At 66.2% G+C, this 15,811-nt stretch carries 15 protein-coding genes; 6 read left to right on the top strand and 9 right to left on the bottom strand.

Annotation, left to right across the window (positions count from 1 at the left end; all coding sequences use genetic code 11):
* Window positions 1-10: 10 nt before the first annotated feature.
* Together RQP54_RS19520 and RQP54_RS19515 are read right to left on the bottom strand one after the other, a co-directional pair.
* Window positions 11-2,263 (bottom strand): protein-disulfide reductase DsbD family protein, encoded by a 2,253-nt coding sequence (locus RQP54_RS19520; RefSeq protein ID WP_315680236.1) that lies wholly within the window; start codon window positions 2,261-2,263, stop codon window positions 11-13.
* A 105-nt stretch (window positions 2,264-2,368) separates the two neighbouring features.
* Complete coding sequence (locus tag RQP54_RS19515; protein WP_315680234.1) at window positions 2,369-2,920, bottom strand: outer membrane protein; 552 nt, start codon at window positions 2,918-2,920, stop codon at window positions 2,369-2,371.
* A 186-nt stretch (window positions 2,921-3,106) separates the two neighbouring features.
* Here RQP54_RS19515 and RQP54_RS19510 point away from each other — a divergent pair, with 186 nt between their 5' ends.
* Window positions 3,107-3,745 (top strand): hypothetical protein, encoded by a 639-nt coding sequence (locus RQP54_RS19510; protein ID WP_315680233.1) that lies wholly within the window; start codon window positions 3,107-3,109, stop codon window positions 3,743-3,745.
* 21 nt (window positions 3,746-3,766) lie between these two features.
* On the opposite strand, the gene RQP54_RS19505 is transcribed toward RQP54_RS19510, so the two are convergent.
* Complete coding sequence (locus RQP54_RS19505) at window positions 3,767-4,108, bottom strand: DUF167 family protein (RefSeq protein ID WP_315680231.1); 342 nt, start codon at window positions 4,106-4,108, stop codon at window positions 3,767-3,769.
* 18 nt (window positions 4,109-4,126) lie between these two features.
* Between RQP54_RS19505 and RQP54_RS19500 the strand changes: the two genes are divergently transcribed.
* The 4 genes from RQP54_RS19500 (at window position 4,127) to RQP54_RS19485 (ending at window position 9,621) form a co-directional block, all read left to right on the top strand.
* On the top strand, window positions 4,127-5,695 hold the full coding sequence (locus RQP54_RS19500) for a B12-binding domain-containing radical SAM protein (protein WP_315680230.1): 1,569 nt from the start codon (window positions 4,127-4,129) through the stop codon (window positions 5,693-5,695).
* 106 nt (window positions 5,696-5,801) lie between these two features.
* Window positions 5,802-7,793, top strand: a complete 1,992-nt coding sequence (locus RQP54_RS19495) for an ATP-binding protein (RefSeq protein WP_315680229.1) — start codon at window positions 5,802-5,804, stop codon at window positions 7,791-7,793.
* A 32-nt stretch (window positions 7,794-7,825) separates the two neighbouring features.
* Complete coding sequence (locus RQP54_RS19490; protein WP_315680228.1) at window positions 7,826-8,674, top strand: creatininase family protein; 849 nt, start codon at window positions 7,826-7,828, stop codon at window positions 8,672-8,674.
* A 449-nt stretch (window positions 8,675-9,123) separates the two neighbouring features.
* Entirely contained in the window at window positions 9,124-9,621 is a 498-nt protein-coding gene (locus tag RQP54_RS19485; protein ID WP_315680227.1) for a hypothetical protein, read from the top strand.
* A gap of 429 nt (window positions 9,622-10,050) precedes the next feature.
* On the opposite strand, the gene RQP54_RS19480 is transcribed toward RQP54_RS19485, so the two are convergent.
* From RQP54_RS19480 to RQP54_RS19470, 3 genes are read right to left on the bottom strand one after another with little or no spacing between them, the layout of a single operon-like run.
* Window positions 10,051-11,025: a CapA family protein gene (locus tag RQP54_RS19480; protein ID WP_315680225.1), complete on the bottom strand. Its 975-nt coding sequence runs from the start codon at window positions 11,023-11,025 to the stop codon at window positions 10,051-10,053.
* Window positions 11,022-11,426 carry a hypothetical protein gene (locus RQP54_RS19475; protein WP_315680224.1) on the bottom strand — a complete coding sequence of 135 codons (405 nt, stop codon included), beginning with the start codon at window positions 11,424-11,426 and terminating at the stop codon, window positions 11,022-11,024. The genes RQP54_RS19480 and RQP54_RS19475 overlap by 4 nt, the downstream gene beginning before the upstream one ends.
* Window positions 11,427-11,483: 57 nt before the next feature.
* Entirely contained in the window at window positions 11,484-12,152 is a 669-nt protein-coding gene (locus tag RQP54_RS19470; RefSeq protein ID WP_315680223.1) for a histidine phosphatase family protein, read from the bottom strand.
* Window positions 12,153-12,243: 91 nt separating this feature from the next.
* On the opposite strand from RQP54_RS19470, the gene RQP54_RS19465 reads away from it, so the two are divergent.
* Window positions 12,244-12,687 (top strand): CopD family protein, encoded by a 444-nt coding sequence (locus tag RQP54_RS19465; protein ID WP_315680222.1) that lies wholly within the window; start codon window positions 12,244-12,246, stop codon window positions 12,685-12,687.
* A gap of 66 nt (window positions 12,688-12,753) precedes the next feature.
* Here the strand turns inward: RQP54_RS19465 and RQP54_RS19460 are convergent, their stop codons facing one another.
* The 3 genes from RQP54_RS19460 to RQP54_RS19450 form a co-directional block, all read right to left on the bottom strand.
* Window positions 12,754-14,154, bottom strand: a complete 1,401-nt coding sequence (locus tag RQP54_RS19460; protein WP_315680221.1) for an MATE family efflux transporter — start codon at window positions 14,152-14,154, stop codon at window positions 12,754-12,756.
* On the bottom strand, window positions 14,151-15,119 hold the full coding sequence (locus RQP54_RS19455) for a PhzF family phenazine biosynthesis protein (RefSeq protein WP_315680220.1): 969 nt from the start codon (window positions 15,117-15,119) through the stop codon (window positions 14,151-14,153). Before RQP54_RS19455 ends, RQP54_RS19460 begins: the two co-directional genes overlap by 4 nt.
* A gap of 61 nt (window positions 15,120-15,180) precedes the next feature.
* Window positions 15,181-15,801 (bottom strand): glutathione S-transferase, encoded by a 621-nt coding sequence (locus RQP54_RS19450; RefSeq protein ID WP_315680218.1) that lies wholly within the window; start codon window positions 15,799-15,801, stop codon window positions 15,181-15,183.
* Between the last annotated feature and the right edge of the window lie 10 nt (window positions 15,802-15,811).

Raw genomic sequence — 15,811 nt, 5'->3', positions numbered from 1 at the left:
GGGCGGGTAATCAGAGTTTGGCGATGGCAGCACGCAACTCGGTGCTGTTCAGCACTTCGGACAGCACCTGCGGCGCCTGGCCCGGGGCCTGCAGTACATACACCGGCACGCCCGAACGCCCCAGTGCCTGCAGGGCCTGGGTGATGGCGGGGTCGCGCCGCGTCCAGTCGGCACGCAGCAGCTGCACGTCCTTGGACGCAAAGTCGGCCAGTACCGCCGGGTCGGACAGGGTGGTCTTCTTGTTGTACTGGCAGGTGATGCACCAGGCGGCGGTGAAGTCGATGAACACCGGGTGGCCGGCCGCGAGGTGGGCCTGCGCTGCCGCTGCCGACCAGGGCTGCCACTGCCCCACACCGGCCTTGGCACCGCTGGCGTCGGCAGTCTCCTGAGGCAACTCTCTGGTGACGTTCTGGCCGATAGCCCCCGCCAACAGGGCGAGAAGTGCTGCGGAAACAATAGCAAGCACGGTGCGCGAACGCCCTTGCTGGTTCAGCGCCCACACCAGCAGGGCCACGCCCAGCAGCAGCACCCCCAGGCTCATGGCGCCGTCCAGCCCGGTGATGTGCCCCAGCACCCACAGCAGCCAGGCCACCGTGCCCCACATGAAGAAGGCCAGGAAATGGCGCAACTGCGCCATCCAGGCACCGGGTTTCGGCAACCAGCGTGCCACCTGCGGCACCCAGCTGGCCAGCAGGTAAGGTAGGGCCAGCCCGAGGCCCAGCGCGCCGAACACCGCCAGCGCCTGCACCGCGGGCAGGCCGATGGCATAGCCCAGCGAGGCGCCCATGAACGGGGCGGTGCAGGGCGAGGCAATGGCCACGGCCAGCACCCCGGACAGGAAGGCGTCCACGGCAGGGTGGCGCGCCTCCAGCGCCGCCAGCCGCGAGGGCAGCAGGTTGCCGACCTCGAACACCCCCGCCAGGTTCAGGCCAATGAGGGTGAATAGCAGGGCCAAGGCGGCCAGCACCCCCGGGCTTTGCAGCTGGAAGCCCCAGCCCAGCTGCTCGCCCCCGGCGCGCAGGGCCAGCATCAGGCCCGCGAGGGCCAGCATGGAGCCCACTACGCCGGCGGTGTAGGCCAGGCCCTGCACATGGTGGTCGCGGCGTGCGCGCTCGTCGGCATTGGCAAAAGCCAGCACCTTGATGGCCAGCACCGGAAACACGCAGGGCATCAGGTTCAGGATCAGCCCGCCCAGCAGCGCAGCGGCCAGGGCCCAGGGCAGGCTGGCGGGTGTTTCCGAACCGCCTGCCGTTGCTGCCGGGGTGTGGGCCACTGGTGTGGCATCGGGCTTGGCCGGTTCGGGCCACGGGCCTTCCACCGTGGCGGTGAAGCTGACGCCTTGCGTGCCCAGGCCCAGCACCATGGGAATGTCGGTCGGCGTGGCACTGCGCAAGCTGAAGTAGGGCACCAGCGCACTCCAGCTGCCGTTGCGCCAGGACTGCGTGGTCGGCGTTGGCTCATCGCTGGTCGTCTTCTGGGTGCTGTCGGGGGTGGTGCGGGGCTCCAGCAGCTCGGGTGTTTCGGGCAACAGGGTGAGTGCCTTGCCAGCCCAGGCGGCTGGCAGGCCCGTCACTTCCAGGCGCAGACCCTGCGGCGTGGGGGTGGCCGTGGCCTTGCCGACCAGGGGCTGCGGCACAGCTTGCGCGTGGGTGGCAAACAGGTCCGCGTGGGCGGTGCTGGCGGTGGCCACCGGCAGCTGCAGCACGAACTTGCCGTCCTGCGGCACGCATTCCTTCTCGCACACCAGCCAGGAGGCCTCCAAGGCCACTTTCACGGTCTCGCCCTTGACGGCAGTCTTGGGCAGGGTCACGGGCACGGGCAGCAGCACGCTGCCCTCGTAGCCATAGTTGGCCAAGGTGCCTACCGGCAGCTTGGCCGGGGTAGGCCACAGGATGTCGCCCAGCGTCCAGCCCGCGGGCAGGGTCCAGTTGAGGTTGGTTGCCAGGCCCGAGTCGCCGGGGTTCTTCCAGTAGGTGTGCCAGTGCGGCTGGTGCTGCAGCCACAGGCCCAGCTGCAGCGGCTTGCCCGGCCCCAGGCCTTGCGGGGCATGGGCCACCAGTTCGGCACGCACCTGCTCGGTCTGCACCACGGCGCTGGGGGGCTGGGCGGTCAGGTCTACCGGACCGGCAGAGGAAGCGTTTTGTGGGCCAAATACGGCTTGGGCCGAGGCGGCATGGGTGCAGGTAGCTATTAAAAAGCTAGCGACTGCAGTGCGCCAGAGCGTAGCAAGGGGCAGGGGGAGAGGGTGGGAACGGGTGGTCATGGCTTCGGGCGTCGCCGACGGCGGATGCCGCAGGCGCCAGCGCTGCAAGTATCGCTGAAACAAAAAAACCCACCGAAGTGGGTCTTTCTGGTACAGCAAGGGGGGTCAGAACTTGTAGCCGATGCCTAGGGAGAAGACGGTGGACTTCAGAGTCGAACTGTTCTTTTCGTCGTACTTGTTGGAGTCGTAACCAACCTGCCAGAACGTGTTCTTGTCGACCATGCCACGTACGCCCAGACCATACCCGATGCCAGATACGTCGGTGTTCGTGCCACTGTCGACGGTCGCACTCAAAGAGGCGATCTTTCCGTAGATCAGAACGTCCTTAGAGACGGCGAAGCCCGGTGTGAATTCCAGGGCATAGCGATTCTTTGTGACCACATCGGTAGTGCCGGAAGTGCCCGCCTTGTTGCTGCCGGTTCCCATGTTGACGCCGACGCCCAGCACGAATTCCTGGCCCAGTGCCCAGTTGTATTGGGCATTCAGGTCCAGCCCAGTGCTGGTGCCATCAATGGATGCTGCGCCCGTGGTGTCGATGGTGGACTTGGCATTGGCCAGAGATGCACTCAGGCTCAAACCTTCAAAATTCTTGGCCTGCGCGAAGACCAGGGGGGTGGCCAGTGCGGTGCAGGCCAGGGCGAGAGCGATTTTTTTCATGGATGAACTCCTGTGTGAAACGCGGCTACGGCCAGCCGCCAGCGGTACGGAACCTCCGTTGGCCGCTATTGTCCACCCGTGGACGGGCGGAGGGAACAGGCTGGGGTAAAGTTTTGTAATGCTGGTGAAGGGTAAGGCCGTATAACCCGCATGCGCAGCATTGTTTCAACCCAGGGAGTCTCTTTCATGAATGCAATACGTCAACTGACCATCATCGCCGGCCTGGCCGCCCTCCTGCCTCTGGCCACACAGGCGGGTGAGAACGGTACCGCCTACACGCAACTCGGAACCAATGGGCTGGGGCTGGGCTATGCCGCCTCGGTCAGTCCCAACTGGGCCCTGCGCGGCCAACTGAACTACCTGCCCAAGCAGAAGTTCTCGGGGGATGTGGGGGACTTCGGCTCCGGTTCCAACCTCACTGTGGAGGTGGACTGGAACTCGGTGATGCTGGTGGGCGACTGGTACCCGCTGGGCGAGGGCTTTCGCGTGAGCGCCGGGGCGTTGGCCAACAACAACAAGATCACCGTGAGCGGAACCGGGCAGGTGAATGGAAAGACGGCGACCGTGAATGCCGAAGCCAAGATGAGCGATGGCATCACCCCCTACCTGGGCATCGGCTATGGCATCAAACCCAAGATGGACAAGGGCCTGGGCTTCAACATGGATTTCGGCGTCATGTTCCAGAATCCCAAGTCCACGCTCACCGCCACCGGAGCCGGTGTGACCCAGGCCGATGTCGATGCCCAGAACCAGAAGGTTCAGGACGCCATCAACAATCTCAAGTATTTCCCCTTGCTGTCGTTCGGCATCAGTTACTCGTTCTGACCTCTTTCCCATGGATCGCAGCTATGTGCTGCGTTCGTCCAACCCCAATGCCTGCGCCACCACCGCAGGCATTTTTTTGGGGGCCTTGATGCGCAGCTGCTTGTTCACGTTTTCCTGGCCGAAGACGACCTCGATGTCCTTCACCGCCACGCCGAACAGCGGTGCCAGGTAGCGCACCATGTGGTCGGTCGCCTTGCCGTCCTTGGGTTGGGCGGTGACGCTGATCTTGAGCTGCGTGCCCTTGGGCTTGCCGATGGCGTCCTTCGCTGCCGCCGGTTTGCCCAGCACATTGAGCACCAGCACATCGCCGTCCCAGGCGCAGAAGGAGTCTCCGGTGGTGTTGCGCGGGCGGGGGGCGGTCATGCTGCCGATAATAGCCCCATGACTTTCCGCATCGTGCTGGCCACGCTCAACGCCCGCTACATCCACGCCAGCTTGGGACTGCGCTGCCTGTTGGCCAACATGGCGCGCTACGGCGGAGACGACCTGCGCGCCGGAAGCTGCCTGCGCGAATACACCATCAACCGCCCCGTCGAAGAGACCGCCCAGGATCTGTTGCAGGCCGTGGACGGGGTCGAGCGTGCCATCCTCGGGCTGGGGGTCTACATCTGGAACGTGGCGCAGACGACGGAACTGGTGCGGGCGCTCAAAACCGCACGGCCCGACCTGGTCATCGTGCTGGGCGGCCCCGAGGTCAGCCACGAGCTCGATACCCAGCCCGTGGTCGCCTGGGCCGACCATGTCATCACCGGCTGGGGCGACGTGAGTTTCCCCAAGCTGTGCCGCGCCCTGGTGCATGGCCCGCAGCCGCTGATGAAGGTGATTGCCGGCGAGCAACCAGCGCTGGAGCAGCTGGACATGCCCTACGGCGAGTACACCGACGAGGATGTGGCCCACCGCGTCATCTACGTCGAGGCCTCGCGTGGCTGCCCCTTTCGCTGCGAGTTCTGCCTGAGTTCGCTGGACAAGACCGCCTGGAGCTTTCCGCAGGATGCCTTCATGCAGGCGCTGCAGACCTTGTGGCAGCGCGGGGTGCGGCACTTCAAGTTCGTGGACCGCACCTTCAACCTCAAGATCGACGCTTCGGCCCGCATCCTCGAATTCTTCCTCGCCAAGCTGCCCGCGCCCGGTGCAGGCGAACCCGATTTCATGGCGCACTTCGAGGTCATCCCCGACCACCTGCCGGACCGGCTCAAGGAACTGCTGGCGCGCTTTCCCGCCGGCACGCTGCAGCTCGAAGTGGGCATCCAGACCTTCAATGTGGAGGTGCAAAAGCGCATCTCGCGCAAGCAGGACAACGCGCGCACCCAGGCCAACCTGCGCTGGCTGGCGCGGCAGTCCACGGCGCACCTGCACGCCGACCTCATCTTTGGCCTGCCCGGCGAAACGCTGGAGAGCTTCGCGCAGGGCTTCGACACCTTGTGGGCGCTGGGCCCGCATGAAATCCAGGTCGGCATCCTCAAGCGCCTGCGCGGCACGCCCATTGCCCGCCACACCCAGGCGTGGGGCATGGTCTACGACCCGCAGCCGCCCTACACCGTGCAGGCCACGGCCGATGTACCTCTGGAGCAGATGCAGGCCTTCACCCGCTTTGCCCGCTACTGGGATCTGGTGGCCAACTCCGGCCGGTTTTCCCGCACCCTGCCGCTGCTGCTGGGGGCCGCGCCCTTCGCCCACTTCTGGGCCTTCTCCACCTGGCTGTGGGCGCAGCATGGCAAGACCATGGGGTGGACGCCCGATGCGCTGGTGGACGCCCTGTTTGCCCACCTGGTCACGGTGCGTGGGCTGGATGCCACACCGGTGCGTGCGGCGCTGCTGGCCGACTACGCCGCCAGCGGTGCCCACGTGCAGCCCGAGTCACTCAAGGGCTTGCTGCCGCCGGTGGACAAGTCGCGCAGCCGGCGCAGGGGCGCGGACCAGCGCCAGCAGATGCACGCCGGCAGTCACTGACTTGCGGTAGCATGCACTGTGGTGTATTGCCTGAGCAGGCAATTGCCACTACAGTGTCCGTAGACTGCACGCGCTGCTCCAGGCGGGCGTGCCTCCACAACCGACGATGACCCCACTTCTGCGCTGGCGCCCACTGAGAACCCTGTCCGTACGGCAAACGCTGGTGCTGGGGGCTGGTTTGAGCATCCTGCTGCCGGCCCTGGTGTTGGCCTATTTCCAGGTGACGAGTCGGTTGGAAAAGGAAGTGGAACTGCGCGTGACCCTGCCCATGCAGCAGTACGCCGATGTGCTGGCCCGCGGCGTGGCCGTAGCGATCTGGAACCTGGACCGTGGCGTGGCCACCGAGCTGGTGGATGCCGTCATGCGCAACCCCGACGTGGCGCGGGTCACGGTGTCGGACGAATACCGCGAAGTGTTCGTCAAGCGCCAGGTGGAAGGCCTGGTGGAGGGCGACATCCTGCGCGAAGAGCGCCCGGTCACCTACAGCGGCAAACGTGTGGGCCACCTCGTGGTCGAGATGAGTACCACCCGCATCAAGCGCGAATTTTTGGTGGACCTCGCCAAACTGGGCCTGGCCCTGCTCACGCAGGTTGTGATCTCCTTTGCCTTCATCCTCATGCTGCTGGAGCGGCGCATGATCCGCCCGCTGCGCGATCTGGAGTCGGGCACCACACGCATGGCCGCAGGCGACCTCTCGCGCCCCTTCCACTGGTTCCGGGCCGACGAGTTCGGCACCCTCTCTGGCGGGCTGGACCGCATGCGCCAGAACCTGGCGGCGCTGCTGAGCGAACGCGAGCAGAAAACCCGCGAGCTGGAGCACGAGCTGCAGGAGCGCCGCCGCACCGAGGCCGCCCTGGTGTTCAGCCAGGCCAAGTTCGCGGCCATCTTCGACGGTTCACCCGTGGCCATGACCGTGTCGCACCACGGCGGGGACTTCCGGGTGCGTGACCTCAATGGCGCCTGGGAGCGCATGTTCCACCGCAGTCGCTCCGAGATCGTCGACTCCAGTGGCACCTCCAACGGCGTCTGGCGCAACCAGACCGACCGCGAGGCCATGATTGCGCAGCTGTCGCAGACCGGGGCCATCGATGACACCGAGGTCTGGATGTGCCGCGGCGATGACCTCGCGGACATCCTGGTCTCCATCACCGGACGCACCATCACCCTCGAAGGGGAGTCGCTGCTGATCCTGGCCTTCGTCGACGTGACCGAGAAGCGCCGCATCGAGGGCGAGATTCGCGCACTCAATGCCACCCTGGAGCAGCGCGTCAACGAGCGCACCCAGGAGCTCACCGAAGCCATGGAACGCCTGCAGGCTACCCAGTCCGAACTCGTACGCAGCGAAAAGCTCTCGGCCCTGGGCTCACTGGTGGCGGGCGTGGCCCACGAGCTCAATACCCCCATCGGCAACAGCCTCACCGTGGCCAGCACCATGGCCGACCAGACGCGCGACTTCGGCGCGGCCATGGCTTCAGGCCTCACCCGCAGCCGCCTGGAGAACTATGTCGCCAACACGCGCGAAGGCACCGGCATCCTGCTGCGCAGCCTGCGCCATGCGGCCGACCTGGTGGCCAGTTTCAAGCAGGTGGCGGTGGACCAGACCAGCGTCAACCGCCGCCGCTTCAATCTGCACGATACGGTGGAGGAAATCCTGCTCACGCTCGGGCCCAGCATCCGCAAGACCTCGCACGAGGTGCGCACCGATATTCCGGCCACGCTGTCGCTCGAAAGTTACCCCGGCCCCTTGGGCCAGGTGCTCACCAACCTCATCAACAACGCCATGGTGCACGCCTTCGAGGGCATCGCGCACGGCGTGGTCAGCATTTCGGCCGAGGAGCAGGGAGACAGCCACGTCAAGCTCACCGTGCAGGACAACGGCGTCGGCATCCCGGCGGCGCACCTGGAGCGCGTGTTCGACCCCTTCTTCACCACCAAGCTCGGGCGCGGTGGCAGCGGGCTGGGCCTGAACATCGTCTACAACCTGGTGCGCGACGCCCTGGGCGGCACCATCATGGTGGCCAGCGCGCCCGGCCAAGGGGCCTGCTTTACCCTGGTGCTGCCCCTGCAGGCACCGGTGGTGGACCCCACTACCGCCTGACTGCTACCGCTGCCTGCCTTGCGTCTACCTGCATGACTTTCTCTTCCATTGAGCGCACGCACCGCTGGGCCGACTGCAGCACCGCCGACTTTGACCGCTGGCGCGCCGACGGCACCGTGGCCGACACCGTGGCCGTGCTGCCGCTCGGTGCCACCGAACAGCACGGGCCCCACCTGCCCCTGAACGTGGACACCACCCTGGTGGACGGCGTGGTGGCGGCCAGCCTGGCGCACCTCGACACCACCCAGCGCACCCTGTTCCTGCCCACCCAGGCCGTGGGCTTTTCGCCCGAACATGCGGCGTTTGGCGGCACGCTCACGCTCAAGGCCGAGACCGTGATTCGCTTGTGGACCGAGCTCGGCGAATGCGTGGCCGCCAGCGGCGTGAAGAAGCTGGTGCTGTTCAACGCCCATGGCGGCCAGGTGGGCTTGATGGACGTGGTGGGGCGCGACCTGCGCCAGCGCTTCGGCATGCTGGTCTACAGCGTCAACTGGTATGGCCTGCCGCTGCTGGATGCGCGGGGCGATGACGTGAACGCCCTGTTCGATGCCCATGAGCACCGCTTCGGTATCCACGCCGGGGACATCGAGACCAGCATGATGCTGGCGCTGTGCCCGCAGCAGGTGGACATGGCCCAGGCGCAGAACTTTGCGTCCACGTCGGAAGACCGCTCAAGGCAGTTTCCGGTGCTGGGCAATGGCCGCTCGGCCAAGCTGTCCTGGGCCATGCAGGACTACAACGCTGCCGGTGCTGTGGGGAATGCTTCGGTGGCTACTGCGGCGAAGGGAGTTGCCTTGGTGGAGGCGGCAGGAAGGGCGTTGGCTACGATGCTGGGGGAAGTGCATCGGTTGCCTTTGTCTACGCTTCAAAATTGGCTCTAGTCACCGTGGGTATTGCGTAAGCAGCTATTTATTTGGTAGCGAATGCGGTGCCGCTCGCACCTAAGTTTTTTGTGCTTGTTGCGCTGCAGGCCGGGTCTCGCCCCGGCGGGCGACATCCTTTTCTTGCTCGCCAAGAAAAGGATGCAAAAGAAGGCGACCCCGCTGTCTGCGTCCCTCCGCTGCGCTTCGGGCAACCTGCGGTGCTCGCAGCCGCTGGGGGGCGCGCAAACTCGCTTCGCTCAAACAGCGCGCGCCCCTTTTTCCAGCGTCTGCTGCGCTCCTCGGCGCAGCCAGAGGGGAAGGGGGCAGTCACGCGTCATCGCTGTGCTCGGCGCGGGTGGTATTGTTTGACTTTTGAAACTTCGCCTTTGGGCGAAAGCTGCCATTGGTAAGCGCAATTTGGATTCCAGTTTCATGCGGATGTCGAGGGCTACAAGTTGATTGGATTGATGTTCTTAGGCGCGGTCGTGTTGTGGCTGTTGCTAGCGATATACCTGACGGTCAACGTCCCGCGCTGGTTGGGATTGCAGCGGCCCAAAGCAAGGCTGCTGCGGTCGTTGCTTCTTCCTCTGTTGTTGGTGGGCCCGCTTGCCGACCACCTCATTGGCATGTGGCAGTTCGAAAAAATTTGTGCGGAGGACGGGCGGCTGGAAATCAGTCCCGCGGCGGCGAACACGAAGCGGGCACGCGAACTGGATGCGCAGTCTGAAACGCTGAAAGGCTATGCCATACCTATCGATCGGCAAGTTCGCCGGATTATCGATTTGGATACAGGCGAACAGATTGCACAGTACAAATACTTCAGCACATCTGGTGGAGTTGTAGGCAGCTTGCCCGAACTCGGTGGCAGGTTTACTTGCTCGGCGCACGGACGCTCACATATTGACAGCGAGAAATTTGACGCCCTCGCAGCCCAAACCAATTTGACTTACGGAGAGTCCAAATGAATGCCAGCCAAAGCCTGATTGACTGCTATCCAGCCTGAAGTTGATGCTCAAACGCTTTTGAATTTATAGCGACTTGCGCAATGCGTACGAGGGCTACCGCCAAATTCGCCCCCCCCCGCCCCCCCCCGATCCGCGCCGAGCGAAGCGATGGCGCGTGCGGTCCCCCGCCGTCATGCGGAGTCGAGTAGCGCAGGGTGGGGCGGATGAAGAGGCGCGCGCTGTTTGAGCCCGCAGGGCGAGTTTGCGCGCCTCCCGCCCCGCACGAGCAACGCAGTGAGCCCGAAGGGCCGACGCATCCGGCTCGCCTTTTCTTTGCTTCGTTTCTTTTGGCGAAGCAAAAGAAATGAAGGCGGCTGCCGGGGCGCGCCCCGGCCTACAGCGCAGCGCGCGTCAACAGATGGAGCTAGGACAAGCGCAGCCCGAACGAACTCAGGGCGCAGTGCTACAAACGCCAGGCTGCGTCTGCCCCCGCTCCCCACACGGACTGCTGGGAACGGAAGCAGGTGTCGAAATCCCCTCCATGTCAATCGCCGCCGTATGCGTGCGCCACGACGCCACCCCACTCCGGTCGAGATTCAGCTCCAGCACCCAGCCGATACGCTGGTTGGCGTTGTCGGTTTCCTTCATCACGAAGTTGCCCACGCTGTAGACCACGGGTTTGCCGTTGATGATCTCGATGTCCTGGCGCACATGGGGGTGGCCGCCGATCACGGCGTCGGCACCCGCGGCGACCATGGTGCGGGCCAGTTGGCGCTGGCGGGCGTTGGCCACCAGTTCGTTCTCCCAGCCCCAATGCATCACGGGGATGACGAGGTCGGCGCGGTGCACCGTGCGTGCCGCGCGAATGTCCGCCACCACCCGTTCGTCTTCGCTCCAGGCACTGCCGGGGGCGTTGTAGTCGGCCTCGAAGCTGCGTGGCATGAACTCGTTGTAGCCCAGCAGCGCAATGCGAATGCCTTTGCGCTCGATGATGAGCGGGGTATGGGCTTCGCGCAGGTTGTGCCCGCCGCCGAACTGGCCGATGCCCGCGTCCTTCAACAAGCCCAGCATTTCGGCAAAGGCCTCACGTCCGTAGTCGCCCGAGTGGTTGTTGGCCAGGGCCAGCGCGTCGAAGTGTTTCTTGAGCACCGGCAGCACGCGCGGGTGGGCGCGGAAGGTGTAGTTCTTGTCCCCGGCACTGCCGGTGGTGGCGATCACGCATTCCAGGTTGGCCAGGCGGATGTCGGCTTGGGCAAACAGCGGGGCGAAACCCTGGAACGGGTCGTCGCCGCGCGCGATCATGGCCCCGGCGGTGTCGTCCAGCACCACGTCGCCCGCGAACAGCAGTTTCACGGTTTCGGCGGCGTGGGCGCCGAAGGCGGCGCAGCAGAGCGCCAGTGCGCACAGCACAGCATGGCGCTTCATGGTTGCACCCCCTGCAGAAAGCACTGGTACTGCAGCTCGCGCTCCACCGGCCCGGCGTAGAGGAACTGCGTGCCCGTCAGGTTCACGGCTTCGCTGCCGCTGGCTGGCGCAGGAAAGGGCGGCAAGTAGCGCACGGCCTGGATCAGCAGCGGCCCCTTGCGCGTGTCGAGGTAGCTGTAGAGCTTGATGTACTCCACGCGTTGACCCTGCCCCACCATGACGGGCTTGAAGTGGAAGCGCCCGCCGATATCGACCGAGGGCACGGGGTAGGGGTCGGAAACCACATTGGCCTGCACGGTGTGGGTGGTTCCGGCGTAGGTGACCTCGCAGCGCAGCAGGGGGGCCGCATGCGCGCCAGTGGCCAGGAGCGCTGCGGCGCAGCACAGGGGGATTTTCTTCATCGGCGCATTGTAGGCAGCGCCTTCTGCCGCCCAGTCTTCGAGCCGCCCGTGTCCCGCTCAGGCGTAGGTGATCCAGTCGCGGTAGGGCGCGGTGTCCAGGTGCGGCAGGGTGTTGAAGGTGAACAGCTCGCAGCGCTTGGGGTTGAAGGCCATCTCGGTGACGGCGATGTTGCGGATGCGCAGGTTCAGCGTGATGCTGGTCTCGGGAGGCGCCCCGAGGATGTGGGTGACCGCGGTGGAGATGGGCCCGCCGCTGCTTACCAGCAGAACATTGCCGCTGCAGTTGGCGCGCACATGCGCCAGGGCCGACATCACGCCTTCCACGAAGGCGTCGTAGCTCGGCATGCCCTGCGGGCTCACCACCCCGGCCATCCACGCCGCCAGGCCGTCGCGCAGCAGGCGAAAGTGCTGCTTGGCGTCCTTCGGGTCGGTGGGGCGCTCCAGCGGGTGGGGGTGGATGGCGTGGATCAGCGCCTCGCTGTCGAACTCGTTCAGGCCAGGCCAGGCCAGCGGCTCCAGCGCCAGACCTGCACCCTGGGCGATGCCCGCAAACGTCTGCACGTGGCGCTGCAGGGTGCCGCACAGGGCTGCGTCAAAGGTGATGCCCTGCTGCGCAAAGTATTCGCCGAGGCGCACGCTCTGGCGCTCGCCCAAGGCACTGAGCTGGTCATAGTTGTCGGCACCAAACGAAGCCTGGGCGTGGCGTACCAAATAGAGTGTTCCCATGGCGCCAATGTAGGCGGGGCATGACATTTGTCATGTCAAGGCTGCGACAGCGCTCCTACACTGTGCAGCGGAATGGAGGGAGAAGTTGCCGATGTACCACGTTGTCCTGCTGGCGCACCTGTTGGCCGCCACGGTCTGGACCGGCGGGCACCTGGTGCTGGCCAGCACCGTATTGCCGCGCGCCCTGCGTGCGCGCGACCCGCGCATCCTGCTCGATTTCGAGCAGGGTTTCGAGAAGATCGGCATGCCCGCGCTGCTGCTGCAGGTGGCCAGCGGGCTGTGGCTGGCCAGCCAGCAGGCGCCGCAGTGGGCGCACTGGTTGGCACCCACCAACCCGGTGGAGGCGCTCGTTCGCCTGAAGCTGGTGCTGCTGGCAGCGACCGTGCTCACGGCGCTGGACGCCCGGCTGCGCATCATCCCCACCCTGCGCGCGGCCACGCTGCCGGCCATGGCGCGGCGCGTGGGCTTCGTCACCGTACTGTCGGTGGCCTTCGTGGTGGCGGGCTTGTCGTTTCGCAGCGGCTGGCTCGCCTGAAACTTTGCATTTTTAGCCCTTAGCCCCCGTGGATATTGCGTAGGTCGCTAGAAAATCAGTAGCAATTCAGTTTTGACCCGGCGCCGGCTTGGGCCCCAGCCGCGCCACGAGGTAGAACGCCGCGCCCATGGCCAGGCTGCCGAACACTACCGCGCCTGCTGCCTGGCCCCAGAGCACTTCCACAGCACCGTACTGGGCGCCCCACCAGGCAAAGGGGATGGTGCCCAGGGTGGCGCGGGCCCAGTTGAAGCCGGTGGACCACAGCGGCTTGCCCAGGTTGTTGAAGGCGGCGTTGGCCACGAACAGCGCGCCCATGAACAGGAAGCTGCCCGCGATCCAGCTGCAGAAGGCGTACACCATGGCGGCGGCCGTGCCTTCCAGGCCGAACAGGCGCACCAGCGGGCCCTGCAGCAGCGCCAGCGCCAGCCAGCCAGCCAGCACCGCCAGCACCATGAAGCCCAGGCTCGCACGCAGGCCCTGGCGCACGCGCTCGAACTGCTTGGCGCCCAGGTTCTGCCCCAGCACCGGCCCGACGGCACCGCTGAGCGAGTAGATCACGCCGAAGGCCACGGGCGTGAGGCGCTCGATGGTGGCCTGTCCGGCCACGGCCGAGGCACCGAAGGCAGCGATGCTGTGTGTGACGTAGGCCGCGCCCACGGGGGTGGCCAGGTTGGTCAGCACGGCCGGGCCGGTCACACTCCCCAGGGTGCGCGCGTCGGCCAGCAGGCGCGAAGGGTCGGGGCGGTGCAGCATGTGGTGCACCTTCCAGGCGCCATGCAGGCCTACCCCGGCGAGCACACAGCGCGCAATCAGCAGCACCAGTGCGGCACCGGTCAGCCCGAGATCGAAGACAAAGATGAACAGCGGGTCGAGCAAGGTGGTGGCGAGCGCTGGCAGCAGGGTCACGAGCATGGAGCGGCGCGCATCGCCCACCGAGCGCAGCACGGCGGTGCAAGCCATGCCCACACCGAGCAGCACGGTGGACGGCAGCACGATGACCAGCACGCCATGGGCCAGCTCCAGCGCCCGCCCTTGGGCTCCGAGCAGGCGCAGCAACGGGTCCAGGAACACCAGGTTCAGCACCGTCAGCGCCAGCGAAACGATGACGACCCAGGCCAGTGCTGAGCTCGCCAGCGCGCGGGCTTCGTCGTGCTGGCGGGCACCGATGCGCCGGGACAGCGTGGCCACCATGCCGATCATCACCCCGATGTACAGCGACAGATGAAAGAAGCCCACCACCCCGGCAAAGCCCACGGCCGCCGTGATGTCCTGGTCGCCCAGCAGCGAGAGGTAGAGCAGGTTGATCAGGTCCACCGCAAAGATGGCCACCAGCCCGATGGCGCCGGTGCCGGCCATGACGGCAATGTGACGCAACAGCGAGCCGGTGACGAAGCGCGGCGGCACGGCCGCGGCTGTGGCCGATGCGCTGGATGCGGGGGGAGTCTGTGCCTGGGGGGTGTCGCTCATGCCGACACGATACCCGAGATGCAGGTGACCGATTGGCCGCCCACCCAGACCTGCCCCTGCGCGTCGCGCTCGATGAACACGCGGCCCTCGCGGCCAATGCAGCGGCCCTGGGCGGCGGTGTAGCGGCTGGGCATGTGGCCATCGGCAATGAGCCACTGCGACAGGCTGGCGTTGAAGCTGCCGGTGATCGGGTCTTCGTTCACCACCAGGTCGTTGGCGAAGAAGCGCACCTCCAGGTCCACTCCGGTGCTGTCGGGTGCAGACGGCGTGCCGAAGGCCCGCGCCTCGCGGTTGGAGCGTTTGATCAGGGCGCTGCCCGAGTCCTGCACATAGGGTGCGGCAAAGCCCACGCCGGTGTTGCCGGTGGCCTGGCACCAGGCGCGCAGGGCCTCGCGGTCCGGCTCGATCGCGAGCACGGTCTGCGGGTCATCGAGCAGCAGACCGAAATGGCGCGGACCGTTGTTCAGCGCCTGCGCTGCCACGATCTGGTCGGTGGTGATGCCCAGCGCCTGCGCCAGCTGCGCCACCACGGCGGGCTCGGGCGTGCTGCGGCTGAGGGTCGGGGCCGCAAAGGCCAGGCGCTCGCCTCCTTGGCCTGCCGTGCGGCGGATGCGCACCAGGCCCACGGCGCATTCCTGCACGATGGTGTCGCCTGCCTTGGGCTGGCCACCGGCCTGCAGCCAGGCATGGCAGGAGCCCAGCGTGGGGTGGCCGGCAAAGGGCATCTCGTAGGCCGTGGTGAAGATGCGCACGCGGTAGTCGGCCCCGGCTGCCGCGCCTTCGGGGGTGGGTGGCAGCAGGAAGGTGGTTTCGGCCAGGTTGGTCCAGGCGGCAAAGCGCTGCAGATCGGCTTCCGACAGGTCGGTGCCGTCGTGCATCACGGCCAGCGCGTTGCCGTAGTAGGGGGTGTCGGTGAACACGTCGACCTGCGAAAGCGGCCGCTTGCGAAGGGTTTTGGTGGTCATTTTGGCCTCTGGCCCGCGTGGGAATTGCGCAGGCAGCTATGAAATGTGTAGCGACTGGCGGTCACGCCAGGGGAATGTCAAGCACGCCGCGGGTGGCGGGGCGCGTCGATACCTGCTGGTACCAGCGTTCCAGCGCCGGCAGGTGGGGAGTGGGCTGGGGCAGGTTCACCCAGCGGTGCACCTCACAGGCGATGGGAATGTCGGCCATGGTGAAGTGCTGGCCGGCCATGAAGGGCTGGCGCTGCAGGTGGGCATCCAACTGGCGCAAGAGCGGCACGGTGGCCGCCACCGAGGCCGCAATGGCGGCCATGTCGCGCTGTTCGGGCGCGGTGCGTATCCACTGGTAGAAGGCCTGGCCACCGGCGCGGTTGAGCGTGGTCTGCTGCCAGTCCATCCAGCGCTCGGCATCGAAGCGCGCAGCCAGGTCGGCGGGGTACAGCCCCTCGGCACCATATTTGGCGCAGAGGTAGCGCACGATGACGTTGCTCTCCCACAGCACCAGGTCGCCGTCCTGCAGCGTGGGCACCAGGGCGTTGGGGTTCAGGGCCTGGTAGGCCGGGGTGTCGACGATGCCGAACTGGCGCCCGGCGTCGGTGCGCTCGAACGGCACGCCGCACTCCTGCACCGCCCAGACCACCTTGCGTACGTTGATGGACGTGATGCGTCCCCACAGGTGCAGCATGGTGATGTCC

The sequence above is a fragment of the Curvibacter sp. APW13 genome (genome assembly GCF_032337135.1).
Classification (GTDB): Bacteria; Pseudomonadota; Gammaproteobacteria; order Burkholderiales; family Burkholderiaceae_C; genus Allorhodoferax.
Note: the sequence above shows the minus strand (reverse complement) of the source record. Positions and strands in the feature narration are given on the sequence as shown.

What these genes read in the sequence shown, in the direction of transcription:
- RQP54_RS19520 (WP_315680236.1), bottom strand. Translation starts at nt 2,263, where the DNA reads ATGACCACCCGTTCCCACCCTCTCCCCCTGCCCCTTGCTACGCTCTGG.
- RQP54_RS19515 (WP_315680234.1), bottom strand. Translation starts at nt 2,920, where the DNA reads ATGAAAAAAATCGCTCTCGCCCTGGCCTGCACCGCACTGGCCACCCCC.
- RQP54_RS19510 (WP_315680233.1), top strand. Translation starts at nt 3,107, where the DNA reads ATGAATGCAATACGTCAACTGACCATCATCGCCGGCCTGGCCGCCCTC.
- RQP54_RS19505 (WP_315680231.1), bottom strand. Translation starts at nt 4,108, where the DNA reads ATGACCGCCCCCCGCCCGCGCAACACCACCGGAGACTCCTTCTGCGCC.
- RQP54_RS19500 (WP_315680230.1), top strand. Translation starts at nt 4,127, where the DNA reads ATGACTTTCCGCATCGTGCTGGCCACGCTCAACGCCCGCTACATCCAC.
- RQP54_RS19495 (WP_315680229.1), top strand. Translation starts at nt 5,802, where the DNA reads ATGACCCCACTTCTGCGCTGGCGCCCACTGAGAACCCTGTCCGTACGG.
- RQP54_RS19490 (WP_315680228.1), top strand. Translation starts at nt 7,826, where the DNA reads ATGACTTTCTCTTCCATTGAGCGCACGCACCGCTGGGCCGACTGCAGC.
- RQP54_RS19485 (WP_315680227.1), top strand. Translation starts at nt 9,124, where the DNA reads ATGTTCTTAGGCGCGGTCGTGTTGTGGCTGTTGCTAGCGATATACCTG.
- RQP54_RS19480 (WP_315680225.1), bottom strand. Translation starts at nt 11,025, where the DNA reads ATGAAGCGCCATGCTGTGCTGTGCGCACTGGCGCTCTGCTGCGCCGCC.
- RQP54_RS19475 (WP_315680224.1), bottom strand. Translation starts at nt 11,426, where the DNA reads ATGAAGAAAATCCCCCTGTGCTGCGCCGCAGCGCTCCTGGCCACTGGC.
- RQP54_RS19470 (WP_315680223.1), bottom strand. Translation starts at nt 12,152, where the DNA reads ATGGGAACACTCTATTTGGTACGCCACGCCCAGGCTTCGTTTGGTGCC.
- RQP54_RS19465 (WP_315680222.1), top strand. Translation starts at nt 12,244, where the DNA reads ATGTACCACGTTGTCCTGCTGGCGCACCTGTTGGCCGCCACGGTCTGG.
- RQP54_RS19460 (WP_315680221.1), bottom strand. Translation starts at nt 14,154, where the DNA reads ATGAGCGACACCCCCCAGGCACAGACTCCCCCCGCATCCAGCGCATCG.
- RQP54_RS19455 (WP_315680220.1), bottom strand. Translation starts at nt 15,119, where the DNA reads ATGACCACCAAAACCCTTCGCAAGCGGCCGCTTTCGCAGGTCGACGTG.
- RQP54_RS19450 (WP_315680218.1), bottom strand. Translation starts at nt 15,801, where the DNA reads ATGCTGCACCTGTGGGGACGCATCACGTCCATCAACGTACGCAAGGTG.